This is a genomic window from Allomesorhizobium aridi, assembly GCF_043769475.1.
Classification (GTDB): domain Bacteria; phylum Pseudomonadota; class Alphaproteobacteria; order Rhizobiales; family Rhizobiaceae; genus Allomesorhizobium.
In genome coordinates this window covers 3,044,149-3,067,477 of sequence record NZ_CP171729.1, presented here as the reverse complement: position 1 = coordinate 3,067,477, position 23,329 = coordinate 3,044,149, and the positions used below count along the sequence as shown (strand labels likewise).

Annotated in this window: 22 protein-coding genes and 1 riboswitch; of the genes, 3 read left to right on the top strand and 19 right to left on the bottom strand. The window is 62.6% G+C overall.

All coding sequences use genetic code 11. From position 1 onward, the window contains the following. Window positions 1-4: 4 nt before the first annotated feature. The 9 genes from ACG873_RS17020 to ACG873_RS16980 all read right to left on the bottom strand — a co-directional run bounded on the left by ACG873_RS17020 (window position 5) and on the right by ACG873_RS16980 (window position 10,368). Window positions 5-1,714, bottom strand: a complete 1,710-nt coding sequence (locus ACG873_RS17020; RefSeq protein WP_394893274.1) for an IucA/IucC family protein — start codon at window positions 1,712-1,714, stop codon at window positions 5-7. Next, window positions 1,698-3,623 carry an IucA/IucC family protein gene (locus tag ACG873_RS17015; protein WP_394893272.1) on the bottom strand — a complete coding sequence of 642 codons (1,926 nt, stop codon included), beginning with the start codon at window positions 3,621-3,623 and terminating at the stop codon, window positions 1,698-1,700. The genes ACG873_RS17020 and ACG873_RS17015 overlap by 17 nt, the downstream gene beginning before the upstream one ends. Before the next feature lie 402 nt (window positions 3,624-4,025). Next, window positions 4,026-4,826: a hydroxymethylpyrimidine/phosphomethylpyrimidine kinase gene (locus ACG873_RS17010; RefSeq protein WP_394893271.1), complete on the bottom strand. Its 801-nt coding sequence runs from the start codon at window positions 4,824-4,826 to the stop codon at window positions 4,026-4,028. Continuing rightward, on the bottom strand, window positions 4,817-5,422 hold the full coding sequence (locus ACG873_RS17005; protein ID WP_394893269.1) for a thiamine phosphate synthase: 606 nt from the start codon (window positions 5,420-5,422) through the stop codon (window positions 4,817-4,819). The genes ACG873_RS17010 and ACG873_RS17005 overlap by 10 nt, the downstream gene beginning before the upstream one ends. Next, window positions 5,419-6,192, bottom strand: a complete 774-nt coding sequence (locus ACG873_RS17000) for a thiazole synthase (RefSeq protein WP_394893267.1) — start codon at window positions 6,190-6,192, stop codon at window positions 5,419-5,421. Before ACG873_RS17000 ends, ACG873_RS17005 begins: the two co-directional genes overlap by 4 nt. A 4-nt stretch (window positions 6,193-6,196) precedes the next feature. Beyond that, on the bottom strand, window positions 6,197-6,394 hold the full coding sequence (gene thiS / locus ACG873_RS16995; protein WP_394893266.1) for a sulfur carrier protein ThiS: 198 nt from the start codon (window positions 6,392-6,394) through the stop codon (window positions 6,197-6,199). After that, window positions 6,363-7,364 carry a glycine oxidase ThiO gene (gene thiO, locus ACG873_RS16990; RefSeq protein WP_394893264.1) on the bottom strand — a complete coding sequence of 334 codons (1,002 nt, stop codon included), beginning with the start codon at window positions 7,362-7,364 and terminating at the stop codon, window positions 6,363-6,365. The genes thiS and thiO overlap by 32 nt, the downstream gene beginning before the upstream one ends. Beyond that, window positions 7,361-9,193 (bottom strand): phosphomethylpyrimidine synthase ThiC, encoded by a 1,833-nt coding sequence (gene thiC, locus ACG873_RS16985; RefSeq protein ID WP_394893263.1) that lies wholly within the window; start codon window positions 9,191-9,193, stop codon window positions 7,361-7,363. The genes thiO and thiC overlap by 4 nt, the downstream gene beginning before the upstream one ends. A gap of 100 nt (window positions 9,194-9,293) precedes the next feature. Then, window positions 9,294-9,410: riboswitch (TPP riboswitch) on the bottom strand. 328 nt (window positions 9,411-9,738) lie between these two features. Next, window positions 9,739-10,368, bottom strand: a complete 630-nt coding sequence (locus ACG873_RS16980) for a Gfo/Idh/MocA family oxidoreductase (RefSeq protein WP_394893261.1) — start codon at window positions 10,366-10,368, stop codon at window positions 9,739-9,741. 8 nt (window positions 10,369-10,376) lie between these two features. Here ACG873_RS16980 and ACG873_RS16975 point away from each other — a divergent pair, with 8 nt between their 5' ends. Next, entirely contained in the window at window positions 10,377-10,790 is a 414-nt protein-coding gene (locus tag ACG873_RS16975; protein ID WP_394893259.1) for a LysR substrate-binding domain-containing protein, read from the top strand. A gap of 177 nt (window positions 10,791-10,967) precedes the next feature. Here the strand turns inward: ACG873_RS16975 and ACG873_RS16970 are convergent, their stop codons facing one another. The 6 genes from ACG873_RS16970 to ACG873_RS16945 form a co-directional block, all read right to left on the bottom strand. Next, window positions 10,968-11,906 (bottom strand): hypothetical protein, encoded by a 939-nt coding sequence (locus tag ACG873_RS16970; RefSeq protein ID WP_394893257.1) that lies wholly within the window; start codon window positions 11,904-11,906, stop codon window positions 10,968-10,970. A gap of 124 nt (window positions 11,907-12,030) precedes the next feature. Next, entirely contained in the window at window positions 12,031-13,338 is a 1,308-nt protein-coding gene (locus ACG873_RS16965; RefSeq protein WP_394893256.1) for a TRAP transporter large permease, read from the bottom strand. Next, complete coding sequence (locus ACG873_RS16960) at window positions 13,338-13,871, bottom strand: TRAP transporter small permease (RefSeq protein ID WP_394893254.1); 534 nt, start codon at window positions 13,869-13,871, stop codon at window positions 13,338-13,340. Before ACG873_RS16960 ends, ACG873_RS16965 begins: the two co-directional genes overlap by 1 nt. 64 nt (window positions 13,872-13,935) lie before the next feature. After that, complete coding sequence (locus tag ACG873_RS16955) at window positions 13,936-14,910, bottom strand: TRAP transporter substrate-binding protein (RefSeq protein ID WP_394893252.1); 975 nt, start codon at window positions 14,908-14,910, stop codon at window positions 13,936-13,938. 62 nt (window positions 14,911-14,972) lie between these two features. Continuing rightward, window positions 14,973-16,235 (bottom strand): NAD(P)/FAD-dependent oxidoreductase, encoded by a 1,263-nt coding sequence (locus tag ACG873_RS16950; protein WP_394893250.1) that lies wholly within the window; start codon window positions 16,233-16,235, stop codon window positions 14,973-14,975. Continuing rightward, window positions 16,235-17,938: a thiamine pyrophosphate-binding protein gene (locus ACG873_RS16945; protein ID WP_394893248.1), complete on the bottom strand. Its 1,704-nt coding sequence runs from the start codon at window positions 17,936-17,938 to the stop codon at window positions 16,235-16,237. Before ACG873_RS16945 ends, ACG873_RS16950 begins: the two co-directional genes overlap by 1 nt. Window positions 17,939-18,099: 161 nt before the next feature. Here ACG873_RS16945 and ACG873_RS16940 point away from each other — a divergent pair, with 161 nt between their 5' ends. Then, window positions 18,100-18,756, top strand: a complete 657-nt coding sequence (locus ACG873_RS16940) for a GntR family transcriptional regulator (RefSeq protein ID WP_394893247.1) — start codon at window positions 18,100-18,102, stop codon at window positions 18,754-18,756. 41 nt (window positions 18,757-18,797) lie between these two features. Beyond that, on the top strand, window positions 18,798-19,478 hold the full coding sequence (locus tag ACG873_RS16935; RefSeq protein ID WP_394893570.1) for an aspartate/glutamate racemase family protein: 681 nt from the start codon (window positions 18,798-18,800) through the stop codon (window positions 19,476-19,478). 76 nt (window positions 19,479-19,554) lie between these two features. Here the strand turns inward: ACG873_RS16935 and ACG873_RS16930 are convergent, their stop codons facing one another. Genes ACG873_RS16930 through ACG873_RS16915 form a run of 4 tightly spaced genes read right to left on the bottom strand, consistent with a single transcriptional unit; the run spans window position 19,555 to window position 23,310 of the window. Next, the gene (locus ACG873_RS16930) at window positions 19,555-20,352 is read right to left on the bottom strand and encodes a glucose 1-dehydrogenase (RefSeq protein ID WP_394893245.1); all 798 of its coding nucleotides are present in this window, start codon (window positions 20,350-20,352) and stop codon (window positions 19,555-19,557) included. Window positions 20,353-20,412: 60 nt separating this feature from the next. Continuing rightward, a complete protein-coding gene (locus ACG873_RS16925; protein ID WP_394893243.1) occupies window positions 20,413-21,417 on the bottom strand; it encodes a sugar-binding protein in 1,005 nt (334 codons plus the stop codon). A gap of 53 nt (window positions 21,418-21,470) precedes the next feature. Beyond that, window positions 21,471-22,580, bottom strand: coding sequence for an ABC transporter permease (locus tag ACG873_RS16920; RefSeq protein WP_394893242.1), 1,110 nt, complete (start codon window positions 22,578-22,580; stop codon window positions 21,471-21,473). Next, window positions 22,570-23,310, bottom strand: coding sequence for an ATP-binding cassette domain-containing protein (locus ACG873_RS16915; protein WP_394893241.1), 741 nt, complete (start codon window positions 23,308-23,310; stop codon window positions 22,570-22,572). The genes ACG873_RS16920 and ACG873_RS16915 overlap by 11 nt, the downstream gene beginning before the upstream one ends. Between the last annotated feature and the right edge of the window lie 19 nt (window positions 23,311-23,329).

Below are 23,329 nucleotides of genomic sequence, written 5' to 3'. Positions count from 1 at the left end.
CTCCTTACGCGCCGGCAAGACTGTTCGGGATTTCGTGGGCGCATTCGGCGCCCGGCGGCGAAAGCTTCCGCCGGAGCAGCGATTCTGTGCGGATGCGGGGTTGGAAAAGTCCAAGCGCGGCTTGCCGATCCGTCAATCCGAACTGCCGGGCATCGTCCTGCAATCGCCTGCCGACATCCGACCAGAAGCCGTCTTCGTCGAGGCCGCAGCTGTGGCGGAGGATGTGCGATATCTCGGCTAAGTTGTAGACGAACAGCGCGTCGAGGAAGAGCTCGCCGAGCAGTTCGACGCTCTCCATCCAGTAGTATTGGTTGGGGGCGGCATCGCGATAGACGGGATTCATGGCGAGGAAGTCGGGAACCCTGTCCGGGTCGCGAAGAAAGCCAGGTACGAATTCGACGCTGTCGTGGAAGTCGCGCATCGCAAGCCGGACCGGCCAGCCGTCGCGATGGACAAGGATCAGGTTCTGGCCGTGCGATTCCGTCGCGATGCCATGGCCGACGAGCAGGTGCCACACTGGCATCACCACTGTGTCCACAAGCTTGCCGAGCCAGGCGTCCCGCCCGTACCGCTCGATCCAGTTCGCAACGAATGGCCGGCCGTCGCTCTCCATGGTCATGAGCGCGTTGAGAGGCGCCGCAGCTTCGCCGGGCCCCAGGCAGGCCGTCACATCTTCGCGCCAGATCGCGGCGATCTGTCCGGCAAGCGGGCCGTCCCGATCCGCAATCGTGCCGGCATATTCGCCGAGGATCGTGAGCGGGTAGCGCTCCTCAAACACAGGATCGCTGGCGACGGTGTCCTTCAGCCACCGGCTGATCGTCGGCGCGCTGCACACCGAATGTGGTTCGATGATGCGCTTGGCCGATGAGTTGACGAGATTCATCGGCAGCTTGAGATTGGCGCGTTCCGGGTGGTCGCGATTGAAAAGCGTCCGCACGGATTGGCTGGCGGTGTAGCGATCTCCGGCCGGACCGAGGAGCACGGCCGAGCCTTCCGCAAACCAGCGCGACAATTCCGAATCCTGCAGCGCTCGCAATTGCCAGGGATGTAGAGGTATCAGGCCGAACCGCCTTGCATTGTCGCCAAACCGGGCGCGGCGCTCATCCAGGTCCGAATAGGTTTCGGCGCCGAGTTCGTTCGTCCAGAAGACTTGCTCGTTCGTGGGAAACGCCGAGTGCAGGCGTTCGGGTGCGACCGCCAGCCAGGCCAGTTGAAACGCATTGCCCGCTTCCGGGCCGTACGCCGCATGGTCGTCATAGTCGAAGCCGGTGCGCGCCTTGAAACACGGATGATACGGATGGCCCTCGTCCATCGCGCTATCCAATTGTGCAAACGGCAAATCGCGGCGCGGCCGGAGGGGGAGGTTCGTAGCGTTCCAGGCGCTGAAGCCAAGCGTCCGCTCCAACTCGAATGCAAGCTGCGCCCGGCGTTCGAGACAGGCGTTTGTGCTCGCCAGAAGATCGTCGAGGGTCGCCGGCCGCCAACGATCGCCGTAACCCTGATCGAGCGTTTCGGGAGCGATCCTGACCCGGCCGAAGGCGCCGATCGAGCCCTCGCAGCGTATCCTGGCGCCGCCCTGGCGCCATTCGAAGCGGCATTTCCCGCCGCGTCGCGTCACCTCGCAATCGACCAGGCCTTCATAGACCAGAGCTTCCGCAAGCTGGCGCATCACGCGCAGCTCGGGCATGCCATGGAGATCAAGAGGCAATGGCATGCGCCTGCTCCGCGGCGATGAACAGCCCTGCGCGGCTCAGCGGATTGGGAAAATGCGTGTAGATTGTGCTGCTACCGTCGGCCAGTTCATCGACATCCTGGAGCCGGATCGCGAGGTTGGCCTTTGCGGTGATGTTCGGCTTGTCCAGCAGGCCGGTTACGAATTCCCCGCCCGCGCCAGTGAGCTCTCCTGCAAGCTTCTTGAGCCGCGCGCGCAGGATGCCGAGCAGCTCGGCCTCACTTGCCAGGCCGTCATGTCCGGCGCGCGCGACAACCGAGAAGATCTGGTTGACGATGAGGTAGTAGGAGAACCGCTCGCGAATTTCACGATCCTCGAAGAAAAGGCTGCGGATATGAGCGACCTCGGGCACCAGGCCATACCACCGTGCCTTGAAGCTGCTCGAAAGGTAGAACCCCTGGCTGTCGCGATAGAGATATCGGCTCGGGAGCCCCTCCCGTGAAAGATCGAGCAGGCTGTTTTGCTGATGCGCCTCCAGCGCGACCCCGAACCTGTCGTAGAGCCGGACCAGCGGGTCGAGCGCGCAGTCCAGATAGCATGCGAACCAGCGGCGGCACGCTTCCCCCGCGGAAACATCTTTATCGCGCGCGACACGTCGAACGATGCTCTCGAGCAAAGATACCCGTCCGGGACGCGGCTCGGCCGTCAGCGCCGAAACGGTTATCACCGGATCGCCGGCGCGATGCCGGAGCGGATTTTCGCGGAAGATGACTTCAAATCCGCTCTCGGCCTGTCCGGGGATATCCAGCGTCAAATATGCGCCGTCGTGAAGAAAGCCGAGACGCGGATCGGAAGTGTTGATCCCGGCGCGCTCGAACAGGCGCGCCAGCGCCACACCGGCCTCCAGTTCATGCCGCCTGTTCACGCGCTTCGAGTTGGTGATGCGGACAGGCAGCGAGAATTTCGGCATCCACGCCGCATCCTCGCAATAGACGGTGCGTACAGAAGAGGTCGCCGTGAACAGGGGTCCCGCCGGTCCAAGATGGCGGATCTGTCCCGAAGCCATGAGTGACCGCACTTTCGGGTCGAGCATCAATGCCTCCGCTTGCAGCGGATGCATTGGCATGAGTATTTCGCCATCGCCGGGGTTCACTTTGCCGGCATCATCCCCCAGCAGCGATTCGATAATCGGCGTCACCGCCACGCCGGCGGAATCCTCGCGGACAAGGTGGGCGGCGGCGGCGAAATAGGTCAACTGGAAACCGCCGCGCAATTCCGGCGCATAGGCGGTCTGCTGCCAATTCGTCATGCCTTGCAGGCTTTTGGGCGTCGGATGCAGCGGATGCCCGAAATACAGGGATTGTTCCGCAGCTATGAAGCCGACCGGCGACGGGGCCAGATCGGCGGCATCGAGATAACGCTTCGTCGCCTGGCAGCTCTGAAAAATCCGTTCGAGAAGCTCTACATCGACCTGTCGGTGCGTGGTCGATCCAGCTTCTCTGGCTCCCAGCACAAGCAGATGCACGGCCAGGATTGGCTCTATTTCGTACCAGTTTGTACTGGCATCCTGCCGCATCCAGATGCGTCCAAAGAGGTGCATTCCGCAAAGCGATCGGGATTTGATTTCGATACGCAGGAGGGCTCGCCGCGACGGGAGCGAAACCTCCACGCAATCGAAATTCCGTTCTCCAACGCGATGGAACACCGGAATCCCGGAATTCAGCTCGCGCATATAGCTGTTGGCGAAAGCTCGAAAGGTGGCCTGTTCTGCTGCAATCTGATTCTTGTCGAGCATTCCTGCGGACGCCATTTTATGCAGAGGCCGGGGGCAGGCGCTCAGTCCAGTTTTCAAGATTTCGAGGACGCCGCGCGTAAAAGGGCCAGCCTCGCTGCGGCCGCGGCTAAACTTAACTGCAATTGTCATGTTATCCCGACCGGGTGCGCGGATCAACCCTCCGTTCACGCGAAAAATGAGATTTTGGCACCGCCGATTTAAGGTGGAGTGGCGCAGCTGGTATCCACCGCAGCGCGCCTTTGTTGATGAAACGGGGCACGACGAGCCTTGATGATGCCGCCCAGCTACCTACCGAGTTCACCAGCGGGCATGACGGGCTTGTCTCCAAGCGTAGGTCGTCCACGAAGGCGCGGCTCCGCCTGGCAGCTTGCTAACCGGGCTCGCTTCGATTCTGATACATGCGACAGCGAGGCCCTATCGGGAACACCAACCTTTGATCATGGCCGTTCTAACGCTTGAATCGTTCCTCTCGACTATTCCCAACCGGCTTCGATGACTTTGGATTGGGGACAACGCGGATCAGTTCCGCCTTATCTCGCATGCGCATAAATGCAGCAACTATCCAGGTTCAAACTTCACGGAACGGTGGTCTCCTTGTAATAGTGTGTCGATTTTTCGAAGCTTCATGAAAACAAACCGCTTGCCTTTGCGTACGCTGTCTTCAAGTGACCTCGCGTTTCCCAGATGCGCGGCAATCGCGCTGGCCAGCATGCAGCCGGTCCCGCGCATCGAACCGGCAAGGCGGGGCGCATCGAAGCGGATTGGCGGTTGACGCGGCCGCAGCAGAATATCCTTCGATCGAGACCCCGTTGCGTGACCGCCCTTGATCAGCAGGGCTTGCGACCCGGCGTCCAGCAATCCTTGTCCTTGCCGCAATATCCCGCCGTCGTCGACCGCCGTTGGTAAGCCGCAAAGGGCCGCCAGTTCGATGAGGTTGGGTGTGACGAGACCGCAAAGCGGCATGAGGTCACGCTTCATGGCGCCGATCGCGCCAGCCTCCAGAAGCGGTCCGCCCGAAGAGGAGGCCAGCACCGGGTCGAGCACTGCCGGGACATGCCGATTTTCGCGCAGCACGGCCACAACGGCAGCGATGATCTGCGCCGTCGCGAGCATGCCGATCTTGATGGCCGCCACCTTGTTGGCCCGTAGCGCAGCGCGCATCTGATCGGCCACCAGGCTGGGTGGCAAATGATGGGTTTCCAGGACGGCTTCATGCGTCTGCACCGTCACTGCGGTAACGGCGATGCAGGTGCGCACGCCGAGGGCCGCGATCGTCTCGACATCGCGAGTAATGCCGGCGCCGCCGCTGGAATCCGATCCGCCGACGACAAGCACATGGGGTTCTCGTCTCAACGCCATCGGTCTGTCTTTTCTATCCACTCGCGCGTTCGCGCTTCCGGATCGGCATTCAGTGTAATGTCCGTCACCACCGCCGCGCTGTCGGCGCCAGCGCCGAAGACACCCTCGAGCCTTTCGGGATTGAGGCCGCCAATGGCAACCAGCGGTGTCGGTGCAACCCGGCGTTTCCATTCTCCAATTCGCTCGAGCCCCTGCGGCGCCCATTTCATCTGTTTCAGTATGGTCGGATAGATCGGGCCGAGCGCGATATAGTCCGGCTTGACCGCCAGGGCGGTTTCCAGTTCGGCATCGTCATGCGTGCTGAGGCCGAGACGGAGACCTGCGGCCCTTATCCGGGAAAGGTCGGCCGCCTGCATGTCTTCCTGGCCAAGGTGGATGAAGTCGCAGCCTTCCTCGATCGCCAGCCGCCAATGATCATTGACGATGAGTTGGCATTGGTGTCGGGCGCACAAAGCCTTGGCTTTTCGGATCTCCGCACGCAGCCCGGACTCGTCGAGATCCTTGATGCGAAGCTGCACCAGCCTGACGCCAAGCGGCGCGAGCCTTTCAATCCAGGCGGTGCTGTCGACGATCAGATAAAAAGGATCGAGATTCATTGAAAGACCGCCCGGCCAATTGTCGGCGTCGATGGCACGGCGACATCGCGCGGCTCGAGCAGTCCCGAGCGATAGGCTTCCCGGCCGGCATCGACTGCCTTGCCGAACGCCCGCGCCATGCCAACGGGGTCGGCGGCCTTGGCCACCGCCGTGTTGAGGAGCACCGCGTCGAAGCCGAGTTCCATCACGAGTGCAGCGTGCGATGGGCGGCCGAGGCCCGCATCCACGATCAGCGGGATATCCGGGAAATGGCCGCGCATCGAGCGGAGCGCGGTGGCGTTCACCGGCCCGAGCGCCGAACCGATCGGCGCGCACCACGGCATCAAGACCTTGCAGCCCACCGCGAGCAGCCGCTCCGCAACGACGAGATCGTCCGTGGTGTAGGGAAATACGGCAAAACCGTCGTGGCACAGGATTCGCGCGGCCTCGACCAAGCCGAAGACATCCGGCTGCAGCGTATCATGATTGCCGATCACTTCGAGCTTGATCCAGTTCGTGCCAAAAACCTCGCGCGCCATTTTCGAAGTCGTGACGGCTTCCTTGACGGAGTGGCAACCGGCGGTGTTGGGCAGGACGCATAGCCGTAGCGATTGTATCAGCGACCAGAATTTCTCCCCACCTCTGCCGCCTGCCATTTCGCGGCGCAAAGAGACGGTCACCACAGACGCGCAAGATGCCTTGACCGCGTCGGCAAGGATAGCGGGCGAGGGGTACTGCGCGGTGCCGAGAAGCAGGCGCGACGGAAGCTTCGTTCCATAAAGGTCAAGCATGATGCTATCCCCCGTGCATGGGTGCGAGGATTTCGATCCGGTCGCCGTCGTTCAACTGGAACCGCGCTCGGTCGGCTGCATGCACGACGTCGCTGTTCACGGCCGTTGCGAGCCAATTGCCCTCATAGTCGAGGGCGGCAAGCAACTCCGCCAGCGTGGCTGCGGCAACCTCATGCGCTTCGCCGTTGACTGTCAGTTTCATCAGCATGCTCCGCTGGTTTGTCTTGATCGAAAACAAGGTCAGCCGCCTGTCGCGCCATGGCGGGGGCAAGAAGAAAGCCGTGTCGGTAGAGCCCGTTGATCGCGACGGTTCCGCCTTGCCTTTCGACGCGCGGCAGATTGTCGGGAAAGGCCGGGCGAATGCCGACGCCGGTCTCAACGATCGCAGCTTCGCCGAAGGCCGGGTGAACGGAATAGGCGGCGTTCAGGAGTTCCATCATCGAGCGCGCCGTGGCCGGTCCCGCAGGCAGGCTCTCGATCATCGTTGCGCCCGCCATGAAGTGGTGGTTGGCGCGCGGCGCCAGATAGAGCGGCAAGCGCGGGTGCAGTAGCCTTACCGGTCGCGACAGTGAGATATCGGGCGCATGCAGGATCAGCATTTCGCCGCGAACGCCGCGAAGTCTTGCATCGCCGGCCGCTATTCCGGTGCAGTCGATCTCGCGTTCAAAGCCCGCTAGGTGCCGAGCGTCGACTCCGAAGCGGAATTCGACGCCTCTTGCGGCGAGCTTTTCATAAAGTGCCGCCATGGCACGGCGGGGATCGAGATGGGCTTCGCCCGGAAAAAACAGCCCGCGCTGGAAACGGCCGGCGAGGTCTGGTTCCAGGAGCGCGATTTCGTCCTCATCAACCCGCCGATGGCCCGAGGCGCGGCTTGCAAAGCGGTCGAGTTCGCCCGCATCCCGCGGCATCGCGACGACGAGCGTTCCGGCTCGGGTGACGTGACCCGGCAGCGCTGCATCCCACCAGTCGGCAGCGCAGAGGCCCAGATCCAGCACCGGCTGCTCGGCGCTCTCACGCTCGCACCAGGGTGCCAGCATGCCGCCGGCCATCCACGATGCGTTGCCGCCAAGGCAATGCCGGACCTCAACGACGGTCACCGCCGCCCCGCGGGCGGCGAGTTCGAAGGCCGCAGCGAGGCCGGCGACGCCGGCCCCCTTGACCAGCACCCTCATGACGGCGCCTTTGGCGCGGGCGGCGCTTCGCTGGCCTCGTTCACCGGCATATAGAGGTCGCCGCTCTCGCGGTATTTTGCCGCCATTGCCGCCATGCCCTCTTTCTGTGCCTCGGCCCGGATGTCGTGGGAGATGCGCATCGAGCAGAATTTCGGCCCGCACATGGAGCAGAAATGCGCCAGCTTGTGCGCCTCCTTCGGCAAGGTCTCATCGTGGAAGGAACGCGCCGTTTCGGGGTCAAGCGACAGGTTGAACTGGTCCTCCCAGCGAAACTCGAACCGCGCCCGCGACAGCGCATCGTCACGGAGCTTCGCCGCCGGATGACCCTTGGCGAGGTCGGCGGCATGCGCGGCTATTCTGTAGGTGATGACACCGGTCTTGACGTCGTTGCGGTCGGGAAGACCGAGATGCTCCTTGGGCGTGACGTAGCAGAGCATGGCCGTTCCGAACCAGCCGATCATGGCAGCGCCAATGCCGGACGTGATATGGTCGTAGCCCGGCGCGATGTCCGTCGTCAGCGGTCCAAGCGTGTAGAAGGGCGCCTCGCCGCAGACTTCGAGTTGCTTGTCCATGTTCTGCTTGATCTTGTGCATGGGGACATGGCCGGGACCCTCGATCATGACCTGGCAATCCTTGGCCCAGGCGATCTTTGTCAGCTCGCCAAGCGTTTCCAGTTCGGCGAATTGCGCCGCGTCGTTGGCGTCGGCGATCGAGCCGGGCCGAAGGCCGTCGCCGAGCGAGAAGGACACGTCGTAGGCTCTGGCGATGTCGCAGATTTCCTCGAAATGCTCGTAGAGGAAGCTTTCGCGGTGATGATGCAGGCACCATTTCGCCATGATGGAGCCGCCGCGCGACACGATGCCCGTGACCCGATCAACCGTCAGCGGGATGTAGTGCAGCCGCACGCCGGCATGGATCGTGAAATAGTCGACACCCTGCTCGGCCTGTTCGATCAGCGTGTCGCGGTAGACTTCCCAGGTCAGGTCCTCGGCGATGCCCCCGACCTTTTCGAGCGCTTGGTAGAGCGGCACGGTTCCGATCGGAACCGGCGAATTGCGGATGATCCATTCGCGGATGTTGTGGATGTTGCGGCCGGTCGACAGGTCCATGACGGTGTCGGCTCCCCAGCGGATCGCCCAGACCATTTTTTCGACCTCTTCGGCCATCGACGAGGTGACGGCGGAATTGCCGATATTGGCATTGATCTTCACCAGGAAATTGCGGCCGATGATCATTGGCTCGCACTCGGGGTGGTTGATGTTGGCCGGAATGATTGCCCGCCCGCGCGCCACCTCGTCGCGCACGAATTCCGGCGTGACGAAGTCGGGGATCGCGGCGCCGAAGGCTTCGCCGTCGCGCAGCACGCTGCCGCGCACGATCTCGCGGCCGAGATTTTCGCGGATCGCGACGAATTCCATCTCCGGCGTGATGATGCCGGCGCGCGCATAGGCAAGCTGCGTCACTGCCTTGTCGGCTCTGGCCCTCAATGACCGATAGCGGACGGGAAATTCCGGCGTCAGCCGCTTGCCGGACGCAAATCCGTTGTCCTCCGGCCGGACGCTGCGGCTTTCCTGGAATTCGACATCGCCGCGCGCCTCGATCCATGCTTGCCGAAGCCGGGCAAGGCCTTTCTCGATGCTCGTTTCGACTGTCGGATCGGTATAGGGGCCGGACGGATCATAGACGGTGACAGGCGGTTCGCCTGCCGTCGGATGGACGGCGATTTCCCGCATCGGCACCCTGATCTGCGGGTGGATCAAGCCGGGTTTGTGGATTTTCCTTGAGGCGGGCAGCGGTCCCGTCGAAACCGTGGGAGTGATGGCATTCATTTGAGGCTCCTTTGCTCATGCATTGGAGACCCAGTTCTGTGCCGGAAGGATGAAAAGACGCTCTGGCCTGCCTGTTTACAGGATTTCGGGCATGAACTCCCGCAAAGCGCTTGCACCGTCCCTACGCCAGTATGAACTGGATCAGGTTCAACGGGTCACTGCGCCGCAAAAGCCAGCAGTATCTCAGCCCCTTGCCGGGACTCCCCTGGTGAATGCATCGAATTGAGCGGGCGATCGCTATTTTGTCAAGGGCATTCGGCCCATCGTTAAGCTCGCTCAAACCTGCAAGAAGAACTGGCGCGTGAATCAGCATCAGCTGCTGACCCCGGGGGCTGACTGCTGTCAAGTGCATGAATTTACTTGCAAATCATTGCGCCGGGGTGAGGTCATCATCGGCGCCGATTGTGACCCCCATCCGTTTTCAATAATGCCTCTGCAAATCAAGGCCTTACGCCCACAGCTCGGGGGCAACTTTCGGCGCCGTTTCACAGACTGGGTGACCGGAGTTTTCGTTTGTTGACCTCTTTGTGCCTGTCGGATGGTACTCACAGATCGAGCTCACGCCGAAGCGTCTCCAGCCGCTCCATGGCGACGACACCGTCGTGAATGTTGGGGGCTGCTGTTGCGCCGCCACTAAGCGCCGGAATGACGTCGGCAAGAAGGGAATGATAGCCTTTTGGATCCTCGCTCGCGGCAGCGGTGAAATTTGGCTTCCACGTGAGGCTGTCCGTTGTATCGGAGAGGATCGCTCCTGGATCGTCTACTTTAAAGGGTGGATTGCGGTTCCACCGGATCTCGACGACGTTTTCGACCTCAATGCGCTGGTGATCGCCCATCAGTTCAATACGTTCCACGGGCGCACCTCGCGACTGGATCGTACCCATGGCAATCGTACCGATAGCCCCGCATTCGAAATCGAAATGGATGTGAAAGAGCACCTTGCCGGGTTGCTTTTCGACCTTGCGCGCCGTGAGCTTTGCGACTGGTGAGACGAGGAAGGAAACCAGGTCCATATAGTGCACGCAGTGATGCAGAAAGAAGCCGGTGTAGTCGACATTGCCCGCGAAGTAACCTGGAGCGGTCATGTAGTAGCCGCTGAGTCCCAGGACAGGACCGAAGCGGCCCGATCGCACGATGTTAGCGGCGATCTTATTACCCGCGGAATAACGCTTCATGAAAGGAAGTGACGCTCACCGACTGCGCCGCCTATCCTGTCTGCATGCTCAGCGATCCGTGGATATTGAATGCCACAGCCGAGGCCGAGTTCACCCACAGCGGCGCGCAGTTCAAATCGGTGCTGCTCACCAACTCGCTGCCCATGACCAAGGAAGTGATGCTCGCCGGTCTCGGCATCGGCTTCTTCACCCCGACCGGTTTTGTGGATGAGTTGAAGAGCGGCGAACTCGTCCATATTCCGATGGCGGAACCCGATCTTTCCGCCAGCGAAATCGGCCTCCTGATCCACCGCGACCGCCAGTCGTCCCCGGCGGTGCGGGCGCTGGGCACGCGGTTGATCGAGGAGTTCGTAGCCCTCGAACGCGACTTAGGGGCGTTGACCGCTACAAGGCCGATCTCCTTCACATCAGCCGCCCGCTAGGCTCGCTGGACGCCTCACGATGGAGAGTGAGTTGGCCGCCGTTCAAGGGACAAGTGCAAACGTCTACTGGCCATTCAGCCGATCCCTTCAAGGTGTCATCCGCTCATGAATCAACACAACCACGTGCTCGGCTCGCGCATCGGCGCGATCGCTCTCAGATAACCAACAACAAGCGATTCATCGCGCAGCCGTCGGCTTGTACAGGCACCCGAGCAGGATGGGCGTCAGATACATCGGGATCTGGTAGCAGCCGATGAAGAGGAGCAGAGGGTCCGACACGGCGGCGGGAAGCGCGGTCAGGAACAACGCGATGTTGCGATTTCCGGCGACGATCGCCAGCGGCGCGACGCTGTCGCCGGGCGCATGGCGACGCAGCACGATCGCCATCGCAATCTGAAGGCCGAAATTGCCGGCGAACGCGACCGCGAGCGCGAGCAGCAATGCGTCAGGCTGATACCGGATCGCCGGGCCGACAGCCGACATCAGCCCGATCACCACGATGGCCATGGCAATCGCCGACAGACCGTCGATAGCTCCCATGATTTCCGGCGAAGGATTCTTGAGCACGAAACCACGGATCAGGAATGCCGCGCCCGCCGCACCGCCGATGATGAGGAGAAGCCGAGCTGCTGCGCCGACAACTTCGCCCGCCTCGCCAAGACCGGGCGCCAACCAGAATACCGGGATCACAGTTGCCGGCAGCATGGCGGTGCCGATCACCAACTGGCGCAGTGCCGGCGCCGGATCGTTTCCGGTCAGGATGGTGAGGTTCGGGCTTCCCGAAATCGGCGGCGCGGCCATCATCAGCACCAGCCCGGTCGCGAGCGCGCTATTCCATCCAGCGAGAGCGAAGGCAAGGATCGCGGCAACTGGAAAGACGATCTGGCAGGCGAGCGCGAAGCCGAGCGAGGTGCGCATGTCGGCGAGGGCTCCGAACGCCTGGCGCGGTCCGACGCGCAGCGCGGAAATGAACAGCAGCCCCGCGACCAGTTCGCCGATCCAGGGCTTCATCGCAAGAGCCAGATCCGGAAGTGCGACACCCAGGGCAAGGCCGAGGACGAGGATCGAACGCCCATAACGCGCCGCCGCGGCGAAGGGGCGCAGCAGAAGGCTCACGCCAAACCCCGGGCAATCGGCATCGGCGCCGCACTGCCGGTGACGACGAACTGCGCCATCATGACGATCGCGATCAGGCGAAGCACCAGTCCGGGACTATGCGATCGATCCACTGCGGATGTGCTCAACCTGCCAGGCGCATATTGTCCGGCAGCCATGTAGCCAGTTCCGGAAAGGCGATGAGAATAAACACCATCAGCACCATGATGAGGAACATCGGGAAGGCGGCGCGCGCGATATAGCCCATATCGTGCCCGGTCATACCCTGCAGCACGAAGAGGTTGAAGCCGATAGGGGGTGTGATCTGCGCCATCTCGACCACCAGCACGACGAAGATGCCGAACCAGATGAAATCGATGCCGGCCTGGCGGATCATCGGCTCGACGATGGCGATGGTGAGCACGACGATGGAGATGCCGTCCAGGAAACAGCCGAGCACGATGTAGAAGACCATCAGCACCATGAGCAGCTCGAAGCGCGACAGCTCCATCGCGGCGATCACCTGGGCCAGCCCGCGCGGCAGGCCGGTGAAACCCATGGCGAGCGACAGGAAGGCGGCGCCCGCGAGAATGAAAGCGATCATCGCCGACGTGCGGGCGGCGCCCATCAGCGTTTCGAAGAAAGCCTGGCGGGTCAGGGAGCCCTGCCACAAAGCAAGAATCAGCGAGCCGATGACGCCGATGGCCGCGGCTTCGGTCGCCGTGGCGACGCCGACATACATTGAGCCGATGACGAGCAGGATAAGCGTGAAGACGGGGATAAGGAAACGCGACTGCCTGACCTTTTCCCTGAAGGCCATATGCGGCTCCGGCGCCGGATTGTAGCTCTTCGACAGCTGTGAGACGGCTACTACATAGCACATGAACAGCGCTGACAGGATGAGGCCGGGGATGATGCCGGCCATGAACAGCTTGGTGATCGATTCGTTGATGCTGACGCCATAGACGATCAGCGTGAGCGAGGGCGGGATCAAAAGTCCGAGCGTGGCGGCGCCCGCCAGCGTTCCGATCACCATGCGCTCTGGATATCGGCGCTTGCGCAGCTCCGGGATGGTCATCTTGCCGACTGTGGTCAGCGTTGCCGCGGAGGATCCCGAGACCGCGGCGAAGACTGTGCAGCCTGCGATGTTAGTGTGCATCAGCCCGCCGGGAAGCCGCGCCATCCAAGGCGCCAGGCCCTTGAACATGTCTTCGGACAGGCGCGTACGGTAAAGGATCTCGCCCATCCAGATAAACATCGGGAGCGCCGTGAGCGACCATGACGAGGCGGAGCGCCACATCACCGTCATCATGGCGTCGCCGGTCGGGCGCGACGTGAAGATCTCCATGCCGAAATAGGCGACGCCGAGCAAGGCGAGTCCGATCCAGACGCCCGAGCCGAGCAGCACGAACAGGACGAAGAGGAAGAGGCCGATGGCGTAGAACTGTTCCATCACTCCGCCCTGCTCTGTTCGGCAAGATCGAGGCGGATGTTGTCGCGGCCGGTGGCGATCAGCGTCACCAGATTATCGAGGAAGCAGATCGCGAGAATGACTGCGCCGACCGCCATGGGCGCCTGGGCGATCCACAGAGGCGTGGCGTCCTGGCCCTGGCTGACATCGTGCAGCTTCCACGACCAGTAGACCGCCCGGACTGCAAACCAGGCGAGATAGGTCGAGGCGGCGCAGGCGATGACCAGGCACCAGAGCTCGCCCCAGAAGCGCCGCTCGCCGAGCACGCTCAAAAGCAGGTTGACCCGGATGTGGGCGGCGCGGTTGAGCGTGTGGGCGAAGGCCAGGAACGACGCAGCTGCCATGAGATAGCCGGCATATTCGCTGGAGCCGGGAAAAGGGACCCCGGACCAGCGCGCCAGGACCTGCAGGGTGATGACGACGAGGATTGCCAGAAGGCAGAGCGCCGACAATGCGCCGGCTCCGTCATATAGTGCATCAAGGCTACGGCGGATTGCGCGCGCGGCAACAGGCATTTCGTGCCTTCCTTCGACCGGTTGGGGAGCGGCCCCGGGAGACCCGGGCCGTGAATGCCGCCGACTACTGGGCGCGATAGGCGTCGATGATCGCCTTGCCGTCCTCACCGGCGGCCTTGATCCATTCCTCGGTCATAACTGCGCCGAAGCCGGCGAGATCGCTCTTCAACTGATCGCTGGGCGCACTGACAGTCATGCCGTTGTCGGCGAGCGTCTTCAGATAGCCCGCCGTCAGATCTTCGGATTTCTTGGCGCCGGTCGATGCCGCTTCCGCGCCGCAATCCATAACGACTTTCTTCGTCGCCTCATCGAGTGCAGTGAACGCGTCCTTATTGGCGAAGACGACATTGCGCGGCAGCCAGGCCTGGACGTCGTAGAAATGCGTCAAGCTCTCCCATGCCTTCGAATCGACGCCGGTCGAGCCCGACGAGATGAAGCTCTCGACGACGCCCGTCGCCAAAGCCTGGCTGAGTTCGGCCGCCTCGATCTGCACCGGCGCCATGCCGGCAAGTTCGGCGATGCGGGCGGTCGCCGTGTTGTAAGCTCGGAACTTGATGCCCTTCATGTCGGCGGCAGAGTTCACCTCTTTCTTGAAATAGAAACCCTGCGGCGGCCATGGCACGGCGTATATATAAACGAGGTTCTGGCCATCGAGCGCCGCAGCCAGTTTCTCCTTTGCCGCGTCCCAGAGCTTTTCTGAATCGGCGAAGGACGTTGCGAGGAAGGGAATGGAATCGACGCCGAACAGCGGATTCTCGTTCGCATGGGAAGAAATCAGGCGTTCACCGATCGGCGCCTGGCCGGTCTGGACAGCGCGCTTGATGTCATTGCCTGCGAACAGCGAACCGTTCGGATGGCTGACGATCTCCAGCGCGCCGCCGGTGCCGTCGGTTACGCATTTGCCGAACGCGACGGCATTCTCGGAATGGAAGTTGGTCGCGGGATAAGCCATCGGCATGTCCCATTTTTCCGCAAGCGCGGCGGTAGCCGCGATCGTGGTCATCATGGTGGTGGCGAGAAATGTCGAAAAGCGCTTCATCTGGTCGGCTCCCATTATGCGATGCTTGATGTGAAATTCCCCGGGACGTCTTTCTGGTATTCCTATTGGAACCGAGAAGGGGCGTATGGGGCAAGGTCTAAATTCGGCTTTCGCCCCGAAACGAGTTGCGCCAGGATGCGGCCTGTTTTTGGACCGCCCGTCAACCCGACATGGTGATGGCCAAAACCTAGCCAGGCGCCCTCGACACCCGGCACTTTGCCTATCAGGGGAATCGAATCCGCGGGCGCAGGGCGGTGGCCCATCCATTCGGTCTCGTCCTTCCATCGCAGGCCCGGCAGAGCGGCGCGGACATTGCGCATCAGCAGGTCGAAAGGCGCGCGCGAGGGCGATGCGTCGAGGCCGCCGAATTCGACGATCCCGGCAAGCCGCAGCCGTCCGTCCATTGGCGTCATGACGAATTTGCCGGACGCGATCATGCATGGAGCGCGTGGCATGACGCTCGGCTCCCAAAGCTCGACATGGTAGCCGCGCTCGCTTTCGAGCGGCACGTCGATCCCGAGCTTGCGGCAGAGCGGCTTCGACCACACACCTGTAGCCAACACGACGGCAGAGCAAGGAAGCGTTTCACCGCCGATGCGGACGCCAACGACGCGGCCATCTTTGCGGACGAAGTCGGTCGCCTCACCGCGAAGGATGCGACCACCCTGAGCTACGACATGGGCGGCCAGATCCTTAACATAGCGGCCGGGGTCGATGATCGTCCCATGACCAGCAAGGCGTACGGCAAAACCGAGATGCGGCGCCAAGGCTGGCTCGTAGGTACGCAGGGCCTCGCCCGCCAGTTCGTCCCAGACAAAGCCGTGGTCTTTTCGGATTCCCCAGCCGAAGACATCGCCGTCAAAATGCGCGCGATCATTGTAGACAAAGACGTAGTCGGACGGCGTCAGCCATCTTTCTGCGCCGGTGCCGGCCGAAAGCGCCTGGTGGTCGGCCAAGCTGTCGCCGATGATCGGTGCGAGAGCGGCGGCGATGCGCCGGGCGTGCTCGGGTGTGCAATGGGCGAGGTAGCGGCGTAGCCACGGCGCAAGGCGCGGCAGATAGGACCATTTCAGGAACAGCGGCTCGTGAGGATCGAACAGCATGCGCGGCGCCTTGCGCAGCAGGCCGGGAACCGTGACCGGCACGATTGAGCAGGAGGCGAGCACGCCGCCATTGCCGTAGCTGGTGCCTTCGCCCGGTTCGGCGCGGTCGACGAGGATGACGTCGTGGCCGTCGCGCTGTAGCCAGATAGCCGTCGACACGCCGACGATGCCGGCGCCGATCACCACGACCGGCGGCTTTTTATGATCGGCGGCCGTCGACATCAGGCGACCCATTCCGAAACGGGGGCGGCGGCCTCGTCGAGCGGCTGTGTGACGATGTCGACCAGCGTCGGTCCGCTGGCTTCGAGCGCGCGCTTCAGTGTCGCCTCGAGTTCGCCGGGATCCTCCACCCGCCAGCTCTTCAGCCCATAAGCGGCCGCAACCGCCGCATGGTCTGTGCGGGTGAAGTCGACGTTGTGGAAGCGTGCGCCAAAGCCCGAGCGCTGCCCGGCCTTGATCCAGCCGAAGGCGCCGTTCGACAATGTGATGAAGGTTATCGGCATGTTGTGGCGGATGACGGTTTCCAGTTCGCCGACGCTCATGCCGAAGGAGCCGTCGCCCATCACCGCCACCGTCTTGACGCCAGGACGGCCGACATGCGCGCCGATCGCCGCGCCCATGGCGAAACCCAATGCGCCGTGAGCGCGATTGGTGATGAAATGCCGCCCGGCAGTCGGCCAACGGTAATGCGCCGAAAAATAGGGGCAGGGCGTGCCGGGATCGGCGCAGATGATGGCGTCCGCACCCAGCAGCTTATGCAGAGCGCCGATGACGCGCTCCGGCCTGATCGGCCGTTCCGAGGAGGCCGCGAGCGGCTCGAACCCGGCGTGCTTGGCCGCCCAGGCGGCCTTCGCCCGCGCCGCGCCGTCATGGCCGCCCTTGCTGCTGCGCCCGGCAATCTCCGCGACGATCATCTCCAATGCGAGGCGCGCGTCGCCGGCGACCGCGACCTCGGTCGGATAATTGGCGCCCAGCACCGCCGGGTCGCAATCGATATGGACGATCCGCGCGCCCGCCGTCGGATGTCTCCAGCGTTCGGTGGTTACCGAGCCGGCGCGGCAGCCGATGAAGAGGACCAGATCCGCGTTCTCGACGACCACCCTGGTCGATGCGACGCCGCCATTGGAGCCCACGACGCCGACTGCGCGCGGGTCCGTTTCGGCGATCGCTCCCTGTCCGGAGACGGTTGTCGCTATCGGCAGGTCGAGCAGTATCGAAAGCTCGAGCAGCGGGTCCATTGCGCCCGAAATCACCACGCCGCCGCCGCAGATTGCAACTGCGCTTCTTGCAGAAAGGAGTGCTTCGGCCGCGGCCCTTACGGCTCCGGCATCCGGCGCTGTTGGCAACGCCGGAAAGACCTGGTGGCGCGCATCGGCCCAAATCTCGTCAGGGGTGACGGGGTTTTTCTGCGTGTCGAAGGGCAGCGCCAGATGCACGGCGCCGGGCCGTCCGGTGGTCATCTCGCGAAACGCGCGGCGCACCATTGCCGGCAAACGCTGCGCATCATCCAGTGATGCGTTCCATTTGGTGACGGGCTTGAACAGCGCGACCTGGTCGAGTTCGGTCAGCGGATAACGGCCCCGCGAACCGGTCGACACATCGCTGTTGATGGCGAGCACAGGGATCGAACTCTCGTTCGCCTCGACGACACCGGGCAGGATGTAGGTGGCGCCGCCGCCCGACGGTCCCTCGCAGGCGCCCGGCCGGCCGGTGACGCGGGCATAGGCATCAGCCATGTAGGCTGCATGGCGCTCGTCGCGGGTCAATAGATGCGTTATGCCATGGTCGAGGCGGAAAAGCGCATCGTAGAGCGGAAGCGTGGTGTCGCCGCAAAGCCCGAAGATGTGCTTTACACCATGGGCTTCCAGCATCCTGACCATCGCTTCCGCGCCGCAGAGCGTATTGGCCTGGATTTTGGCGTTCATCGGCTGCACCATGACGGGAAAGGCTGCTTCCCAATTCGGGCCGTAAATTGTATACAGGGCTGAATACTGATGGCCTCCATTTGGTGAGTCAAGTGGCGTTGCGCGGAGAGCCGGCCGATGAATGAGGGAATGGTTGATTCCTGCATGCCGAGATACGGGCCATGACGATCGATTTCCGCCTGCGTCCGGGCGCGCGGATCAACGAGGTCGCGCTGTCGCGCCAGCTCAACGCAAGCCGCACACCGCTGCGCGAGGCGCTTAACCGTCTCGCCGCCGAAGGCTTTCTGTCGTTCGAGAGCGGCCGCGGCTTTTTCTGCCGGACCTATTCAGTGACCGAGGTGCAAAACCTCTACCAATTGCGTCAGGCGATCGAACGCTTCGCCGCTGAACTTGCCGTCGAACTTGCAAGCGACGAAGAGCTTGCCGAGATCGGCGCGTTTCTCGATCGGACGTCGAGCGAAGCCGGCACATCGCTGGAAGATCTTGTCGCTTGCGACGAATATTTTCACGAGGCAATCGCCTCGTTCACCCGCAACGGCGAACTCATTCGCACGCTCAAGAATATCAATGCCCGCATCCGGTTCTTCCGCTGGGTCGACATGGAGAGCCGCCGCTCGCGCACCCAAGGAGAGCACCGTGCAATACTCGCGGCGATCGCTTCGCGGGACGGCGCAGCGGCCTCTCATCTCGTTGACCGGCACATTTCGAAGCGGCGCGAGGAGATAGCCGAGGCCGTCAAGGAGTGCCACGCGCGCCTCTTCGTCGAGGAGGGGTTTGTTCACCCTGCTTTCAAGACCATTGATGGACTATGCGCGTGACTGGCGGTAAATCAATCTACGGCGCGTCGGTCGGCATATTGATGCTCGACGCGCGCTTCCCCCGCATTCCGGGCGACATGGGCAACGCAACGACCTGGCCGTTTCCGGTGCATTACAAGATCGTACGAAGCGCCACGCCCGACCGTGTGGTGCTCAAGGGGGCCGAAGGCCTGCTCGAGGCCTTTATCGCCGCGGCGCGTGAACTTGTCGCCGATGGGGTCGATGGCGTCACCACCAATTGCGGATTCCTGTCGCTGTTTCAGGAAGAACTGGCCCTGGCCGTCGGGGTTCCGGTGGCAACCTCGTCTTTGATGCAAGTGGATATGGTCAACCGGCTCCTGCCCAAGGGAAAGCGCGCCGGCATATTGACGATCTCCGCCTCGACACTAACGCCACTCCATCTCGAAAAGGCGGGAGTGCCGCCGGGAACTCCGGTCGGCAGCACGGAGGGCGGGCGCGAATTCACCCGCGCCATCCTCGGCAATGAGCTGGAATTAGATGTCGACGCCGCCAGGCAAGACAATGTCGATGCTGCGCTCGCCCTCGTTCGCGACAATACCGATCTCGGCGCCATCGTGCTCGAATGCACCAACATGGTTCCCTACGCGGCCGACATCCGTGCCGCGACATCGCTGCCCGTATTCACAATCGAGAACTTCATAAGCTGGTTTCACGGCGCGCTGCAGCCTCGGCGATACGATGGGAGAGCTGGCAACCGATGATCTGCAACGGCTTCGCTCCGATTTTTGGGTGAGATGCCTGCCGGCAGCATAAACCGGCTCCTCAACGGCAGCCGGTTCAGCGACCGGCGTGCCCTCCCGAGAGATGGGTGAAGGCAGTTCGCGGTTCAGAGGGAAACCGATAGACCCCGTCAACGGCCAGTACATGTCCGTTGACGTAAGCGGCGGCGTCGGAGGCGAGAAATACCACGGCTCCGCCGAGCTCCTCAGGCTGGGCCCAGCGGCCCGCAGGAGTTCGTTCCTCGACCCATTTGGTGAAGGCCTCGTCGTTCATCAGCGCTGTGTTGAGTTCGGTAGCGAAATAGCCGGGGGCGATCGCGTTGATGGTGATGCCGTGACGGCCCATCTCGGCTGCAGTGGAGCGTGTCAGTCCATGCAGGCCCGCCTTTGCTGCCACATAGGCGTGAATGGTGGGACGGCCAAGGATCGCTGCAACCGATCCAGTGTTTATGATGCGCCCGAATTTGTTTGGCAGCATCAGGCGCACCGCGTCGCGCATCATGCGGAAGCAGGCCGAAAGATTGACGGCAATCACCCGCTCGAAATCCTCGTCCTCCCATTCGACCAGTGGCCTCCGATGCTGGATGCCGGCATTGTTGATGAGAATATCGAGGCGGCCGTGGCGTTCGACTATACTTTCGAGCGCTGCCCTCGAGACTGCCGCGTCGGTAACATCGAACGGCAGGGCTTCGGCGCCGATCCTTTCCGCCGCCGCGGAGAGGGCGTCCATGTCGCGGGCATTGACGATCACCGTCGCGCCGCTTTCCGCAAGCGCCTTGGCCATGGCGAAGCCGAGGCCACGCGAAGCTCCCGTCACCAATGCGATGCGGCCCTTGAGCGAGAACAATTCCGACATAGAAACCCCTTGTCAAAGGGCGGGAGTCTCCTCCCGCCCGCGTTCGCATGCGTAAAAGCGCTATTTGGCGATGCAGGTGTCCGCCGTCTCCGGAGTGCAGACGTCGAGGCCGGTGTAGGTCGGGTCGGTCGGCGGAGCCTTGCCGTCCTTCATGTCCTTCAGCGCCAGCATCGTCTTGTAGCCCATTTCGAACGGCCGCTGGCCGACTTGGCCAAGAGACAAACCTTCCTTCATCTGGTCGATCTGCACAGGAAGCGTGTCGGCGACGACAAGGGCCAGCGCTTTCGAGGCAATCTTGTCCTTGTACGGACCGACCGCGGCACGGTTGGCATCGGGAATGAACTGAGGGAACCCCCCGGTCGGGATGAACGCGTCGAGGTCCGGGTTCTTCGCCATTGTGTCTTCGAACTGCTGCACCGAGCGCGGGAAGTCGTCGTCGGTGTAAAGCGGGCAGCCCTCGATTTCGGTCCAGCCGTTCTGGCCGGTCAGGCGGTCGCCGGGCGAGGCGGCCGATTTGGCGCCCGAAAGCGTATCGCGAATGCCCTGCATGCGCTCATTGTGGTTGGCCGCCGCCGCGCCGCCCGACTGGATGCAGACCGTGCCGCCTTCGGGTTTGATCTGCATGGCAAGCTTGGCAAGGTTCGTGCCGATCTCATAGTTATGAGTGCCGATATAGGCGACGCGAAGATCCTTGTTTTCCGGCAGGAGGTCGGAGTCCCAGGTGAGGACCGGGATGCCGGCGTCCTTGGCGGCCTGTAGCGCAACCGCCATCGCCGCGGCGTTCGATGGCGACACGGCGATGCCGTCCACCCTCTTGGCCACGAGATCCTGCACGATCTGCACCTGCTCGTCGCCGCCGCCATGCTCGCCGGGGCCGATATACATGCACTCCAGGGCGCCATTCGATTCGGATTCGGCCTTCTTGCAGCCGTCGCGAGCTTGATCGAAGAAAGGATTGTTCATGTTCTTCGGCACCAGGGCGAAAGTGTATTTCTCCTGGGCTTCGGAAACGGCGGGCACCATTGCGCCAAGCGCCACAGCCACCGTCAGCAGATACTTTTTCATGTGATGTTCTCCTCCTAGGTGTGATGTCCCGCAGGCCTCCCGCCGGCGAGCTTCTAGCGGTTTCTTTTGGGCATCAAGGCTACCAGCGAGGCGGCAAGGATCGATTTGCCGCCGGTTTGCATGCCCAAAAGAACCGCAAGAACGATGAACGCGCCCACGAAGGCGCCCTGCCAGTTTGAATCGATGCCGGCCATCAGCAGCGCATTCCTGATCACCTCGAGGAACGCCGAACCGATGATCGCACCGAAGGCCGTGCCGGCGCCGCCCATGAGGCTGGCGCCGCCAATGACTGTTGCGGCGATCACGCGCAGCTCATAGCCCTGGCCCATGGCATTGATGGCCGAGCCGTTGTAGCCAAGGAGCAGGAGAGAGGCGAGCGAGGCTGTGAAAGCCGAAAAGACATAGGCCTGGAATTTGATCCAGTTGACTGGAACGCCGGTGAGCCGTGCCGCTTCCTCATTGCCGCCGATGGCGAAGAGATGCCGGGCCCAGGCAGTGAAATTGAACACGAAGCCGACAATCAGGGCCAGGATCACCATGGTCCAGAACTGCGATGACAGTTCCGGTATCCAGTGCGGCGCCCAGTCCTCGGGCCCATGCCGCGGCCATTTCGCCTGACCGATCGCCTTCACGATGGGAGCATCGGGCCCGAACTGGTAGAGCATCTGGTTCGCGGAGAATACCACCGCCAGCGAGCGGGCCAGGGACAGCATGCCGAGGGTGACCACGAAGGACGGCATTCCGACATAGGCGACAAAGAACCCATTGACCGCGCCACAGGCCAGACCGGAGAAAAGTCCCATGGCGAAGGCGATGTACCAAGGATAGTGCCAAGTGAGGAACAGGCCGGCGACAATGGCGACGAGGCCCATGATCGAGCCTACCGACAGATCGATGCCACCGGTGATGATCACCAGCGTCATGCCGAGCGCCATGATGCCAAAAGGTGCGAAGTTTCGCGTGACATTGGCGACGTTTTCGGAGGTGCCGAAGCTCGGCTCCATGGCTGTCATCAAAATGACCAGAGCGATTAGCGCGATCGTCACCCAGAAAGATTGGCTTGAAATCACGCGCTGGAGAGGCGTCTGTTCCTTGGTCGAGACGAAGTCCGACATGGCAGGCGTGCCAGCTTGCTCGACCGACTCCCGAACGCTATTCGCCACGGATCGCTCCCGTTATCAATCCGGTGATTTCCTCTGGCGATGTCTTGTCGGCTTCCTTGTCGGCAACCTTCGAACCTCGCCTGAGCACGATGATACGATCCGAGACCGCGAAAACGTCAGGCATGCGGTGGCTGATCAAGATGACGCCGACCCCCTGCGCCTTGAGGCGCCGGATCAATTCGAGTACTTCCGCCACCTGACGTACGGAGATGGCGGCGGTCGGCTCGTCCATCAACACCAGCTTGGCGTTTGAGAGCCGGGTCCGCGCGATCGCCACCGCCTGGCGCTGCCCACCCGACATCTTCTTGACGAGGTCGCGCGGTCGGGTTTCCGATTTAAGTTCCTTGAACAGCGCTGCCGAGCGGTCGATCATCGCCTGCTTGTCGAGCACCCTGATCGGCCAGAAACCCTTCTTGATCTCGCGGCCGAGAAAGACATTCTGCGCGGCGGTCAGGTTATCGGCAAGCGCCAAGTCTTGATAAACGACCTCGATCCCCTCGGCGCGGGCTTGGGCGGGCTGGTGGAAGTGGCAAACTTGACCGTCCACGACAATTTCGCCGTGGCTCGGCGGGAAATTCCCGGCAACCGTCTTGACCATGGTCGACTTGCCGGCGCCGTTGTCTCCCATCAGGCCCACGACTTCGCCCCGCTCCACCTGGAAGCTGACGTCGGTCAGAGCACGGATGGCCCCGAAATTCTTGGAAACGCGGCGAACCTCAAGCACCGGCATCGCGATCCTCCCCGGGACA

Coding starts and splice junctions, on each gene's coding strand:
- ACG873_RS16925 (WP_394893243.1), bottom strand. CDS start 21,417: ATGAAAAAGTATCTGCTGACGGTGGCTGTGGCGCTTGGCGCAATGGTG.
- ACG873_RS16930 (WP_394893245.1), bottom strand. CDS start 20,352: ATGTCGGAATTGTTCTCGCTCAAGGGCCGCATCGCATTGGTGACGGGA.
- thiS (WP_394893266.1), bottom strand. CDS start 6,394: ATGAAACTGACAGTCAACGGCGAAGCGCATGAGGTTGCCGCAGCCACG.
- ACG873_RS16955 (WP_394893252.1), bottom strand. CDS start 14,910: ATGAAGCGCTTTTCGACATTTCTCGCCACCACCATGATGACCACGATC.
- ACG873_RS16945 (WP_394893248.1), bottom strand. CDS start 17,938: ATGAACGCCAAAATCCAGGCCAATACGCTCTGCGGCGCGGAAGCGATG.
- ACG873_RS17010 (WP_394893271.1), bottom strand. CDS start 4,826: ATGGCGTTGAGACGAGAACCCCATGTGCTTGTCGTCGGCGGATCGGAT.
- thiC (WP_394893263.1), bottom strand. CDS start 9,193: ATGAATGCCATCACTCCCACGGTTTCGACGGGACCGCTGCCCGCCTCA.
- ACG873_RS16960 (WP_394893254.1), bottom strand. CDS start 13,871: ATGCCTGTTGCCGCGCGCGCAATCCGCCGTAGCCTTGATGCACTATAT.
- ACG873_RS17000 (WP_394893267.1), bottom strand. CDS start 6,192: ATGCTTGACCTTTATGGAACGAAGCTTCCGTCGCGCCTGCTTCTCGGC.
- ACG873_RS17005 (WP_394893269.1), bottom strand. CDS start 5,422: ATGAATCTCGATCCTTTTTATCTGATCGTCGACAGCACCGCCTGGATT.
- ACG873_RS17020 (WP_394893274.1), bottom strand. CDS start 1,714: ATGCCATTGCCTCTTGATCTCCATGGCATGCCCGAGCTGCGCGTGATG.
- ACG873_RS16950 (WP_394893250.1), bottom strand. CDS start 16,235: ATGTCGACGGCCGCCGATCATAAAAAGCCGCCGGTCGTGGTGATCGGC.
- thiO (WP_394893264.1), bottom strand. CDS start 7,364: ATGAGGGTGCTGGTCAAGGGGGCCGGCGTCGCCGGCCTCGCTGCGGCC.
- ACG873_RS16935 (WP_394893570.1), top strand. CDS start 18,798: ATGCTCGACGCGCGCTTCCCCCGCATTCCGGGCGACATGGGCAACGCA.
- ACG873_RS16965 (WP_394893256.1), bottom strand. CDS start 13,338: ATGGAACAGTTCTACGCCATCGGCCTCTTCCTCTTCGTCCTGTTCGTG.
- ACG873_RS16980 (WP_394893261.1), bottom strand. CDS start 10,368: ATGAAGCGTTATTCCGCGGGTAATAAGATCGCCGCTAACATCGTGCGA.
- ACG873_RS16940 (WP_394893247.1), top strand. CDS start 18,100: ATGACGATCGATTTCCGCCTGCGTCCGGGCGCGCGGATCAACGAGGTC.
- ACG873_RS16915 (WP_394893241.1), bottom strand. CDS start 23,310: ATGCCGGTGCTTGAGGTTCGCCGCGTTTCCAAGAATTTCGGGGCCATC.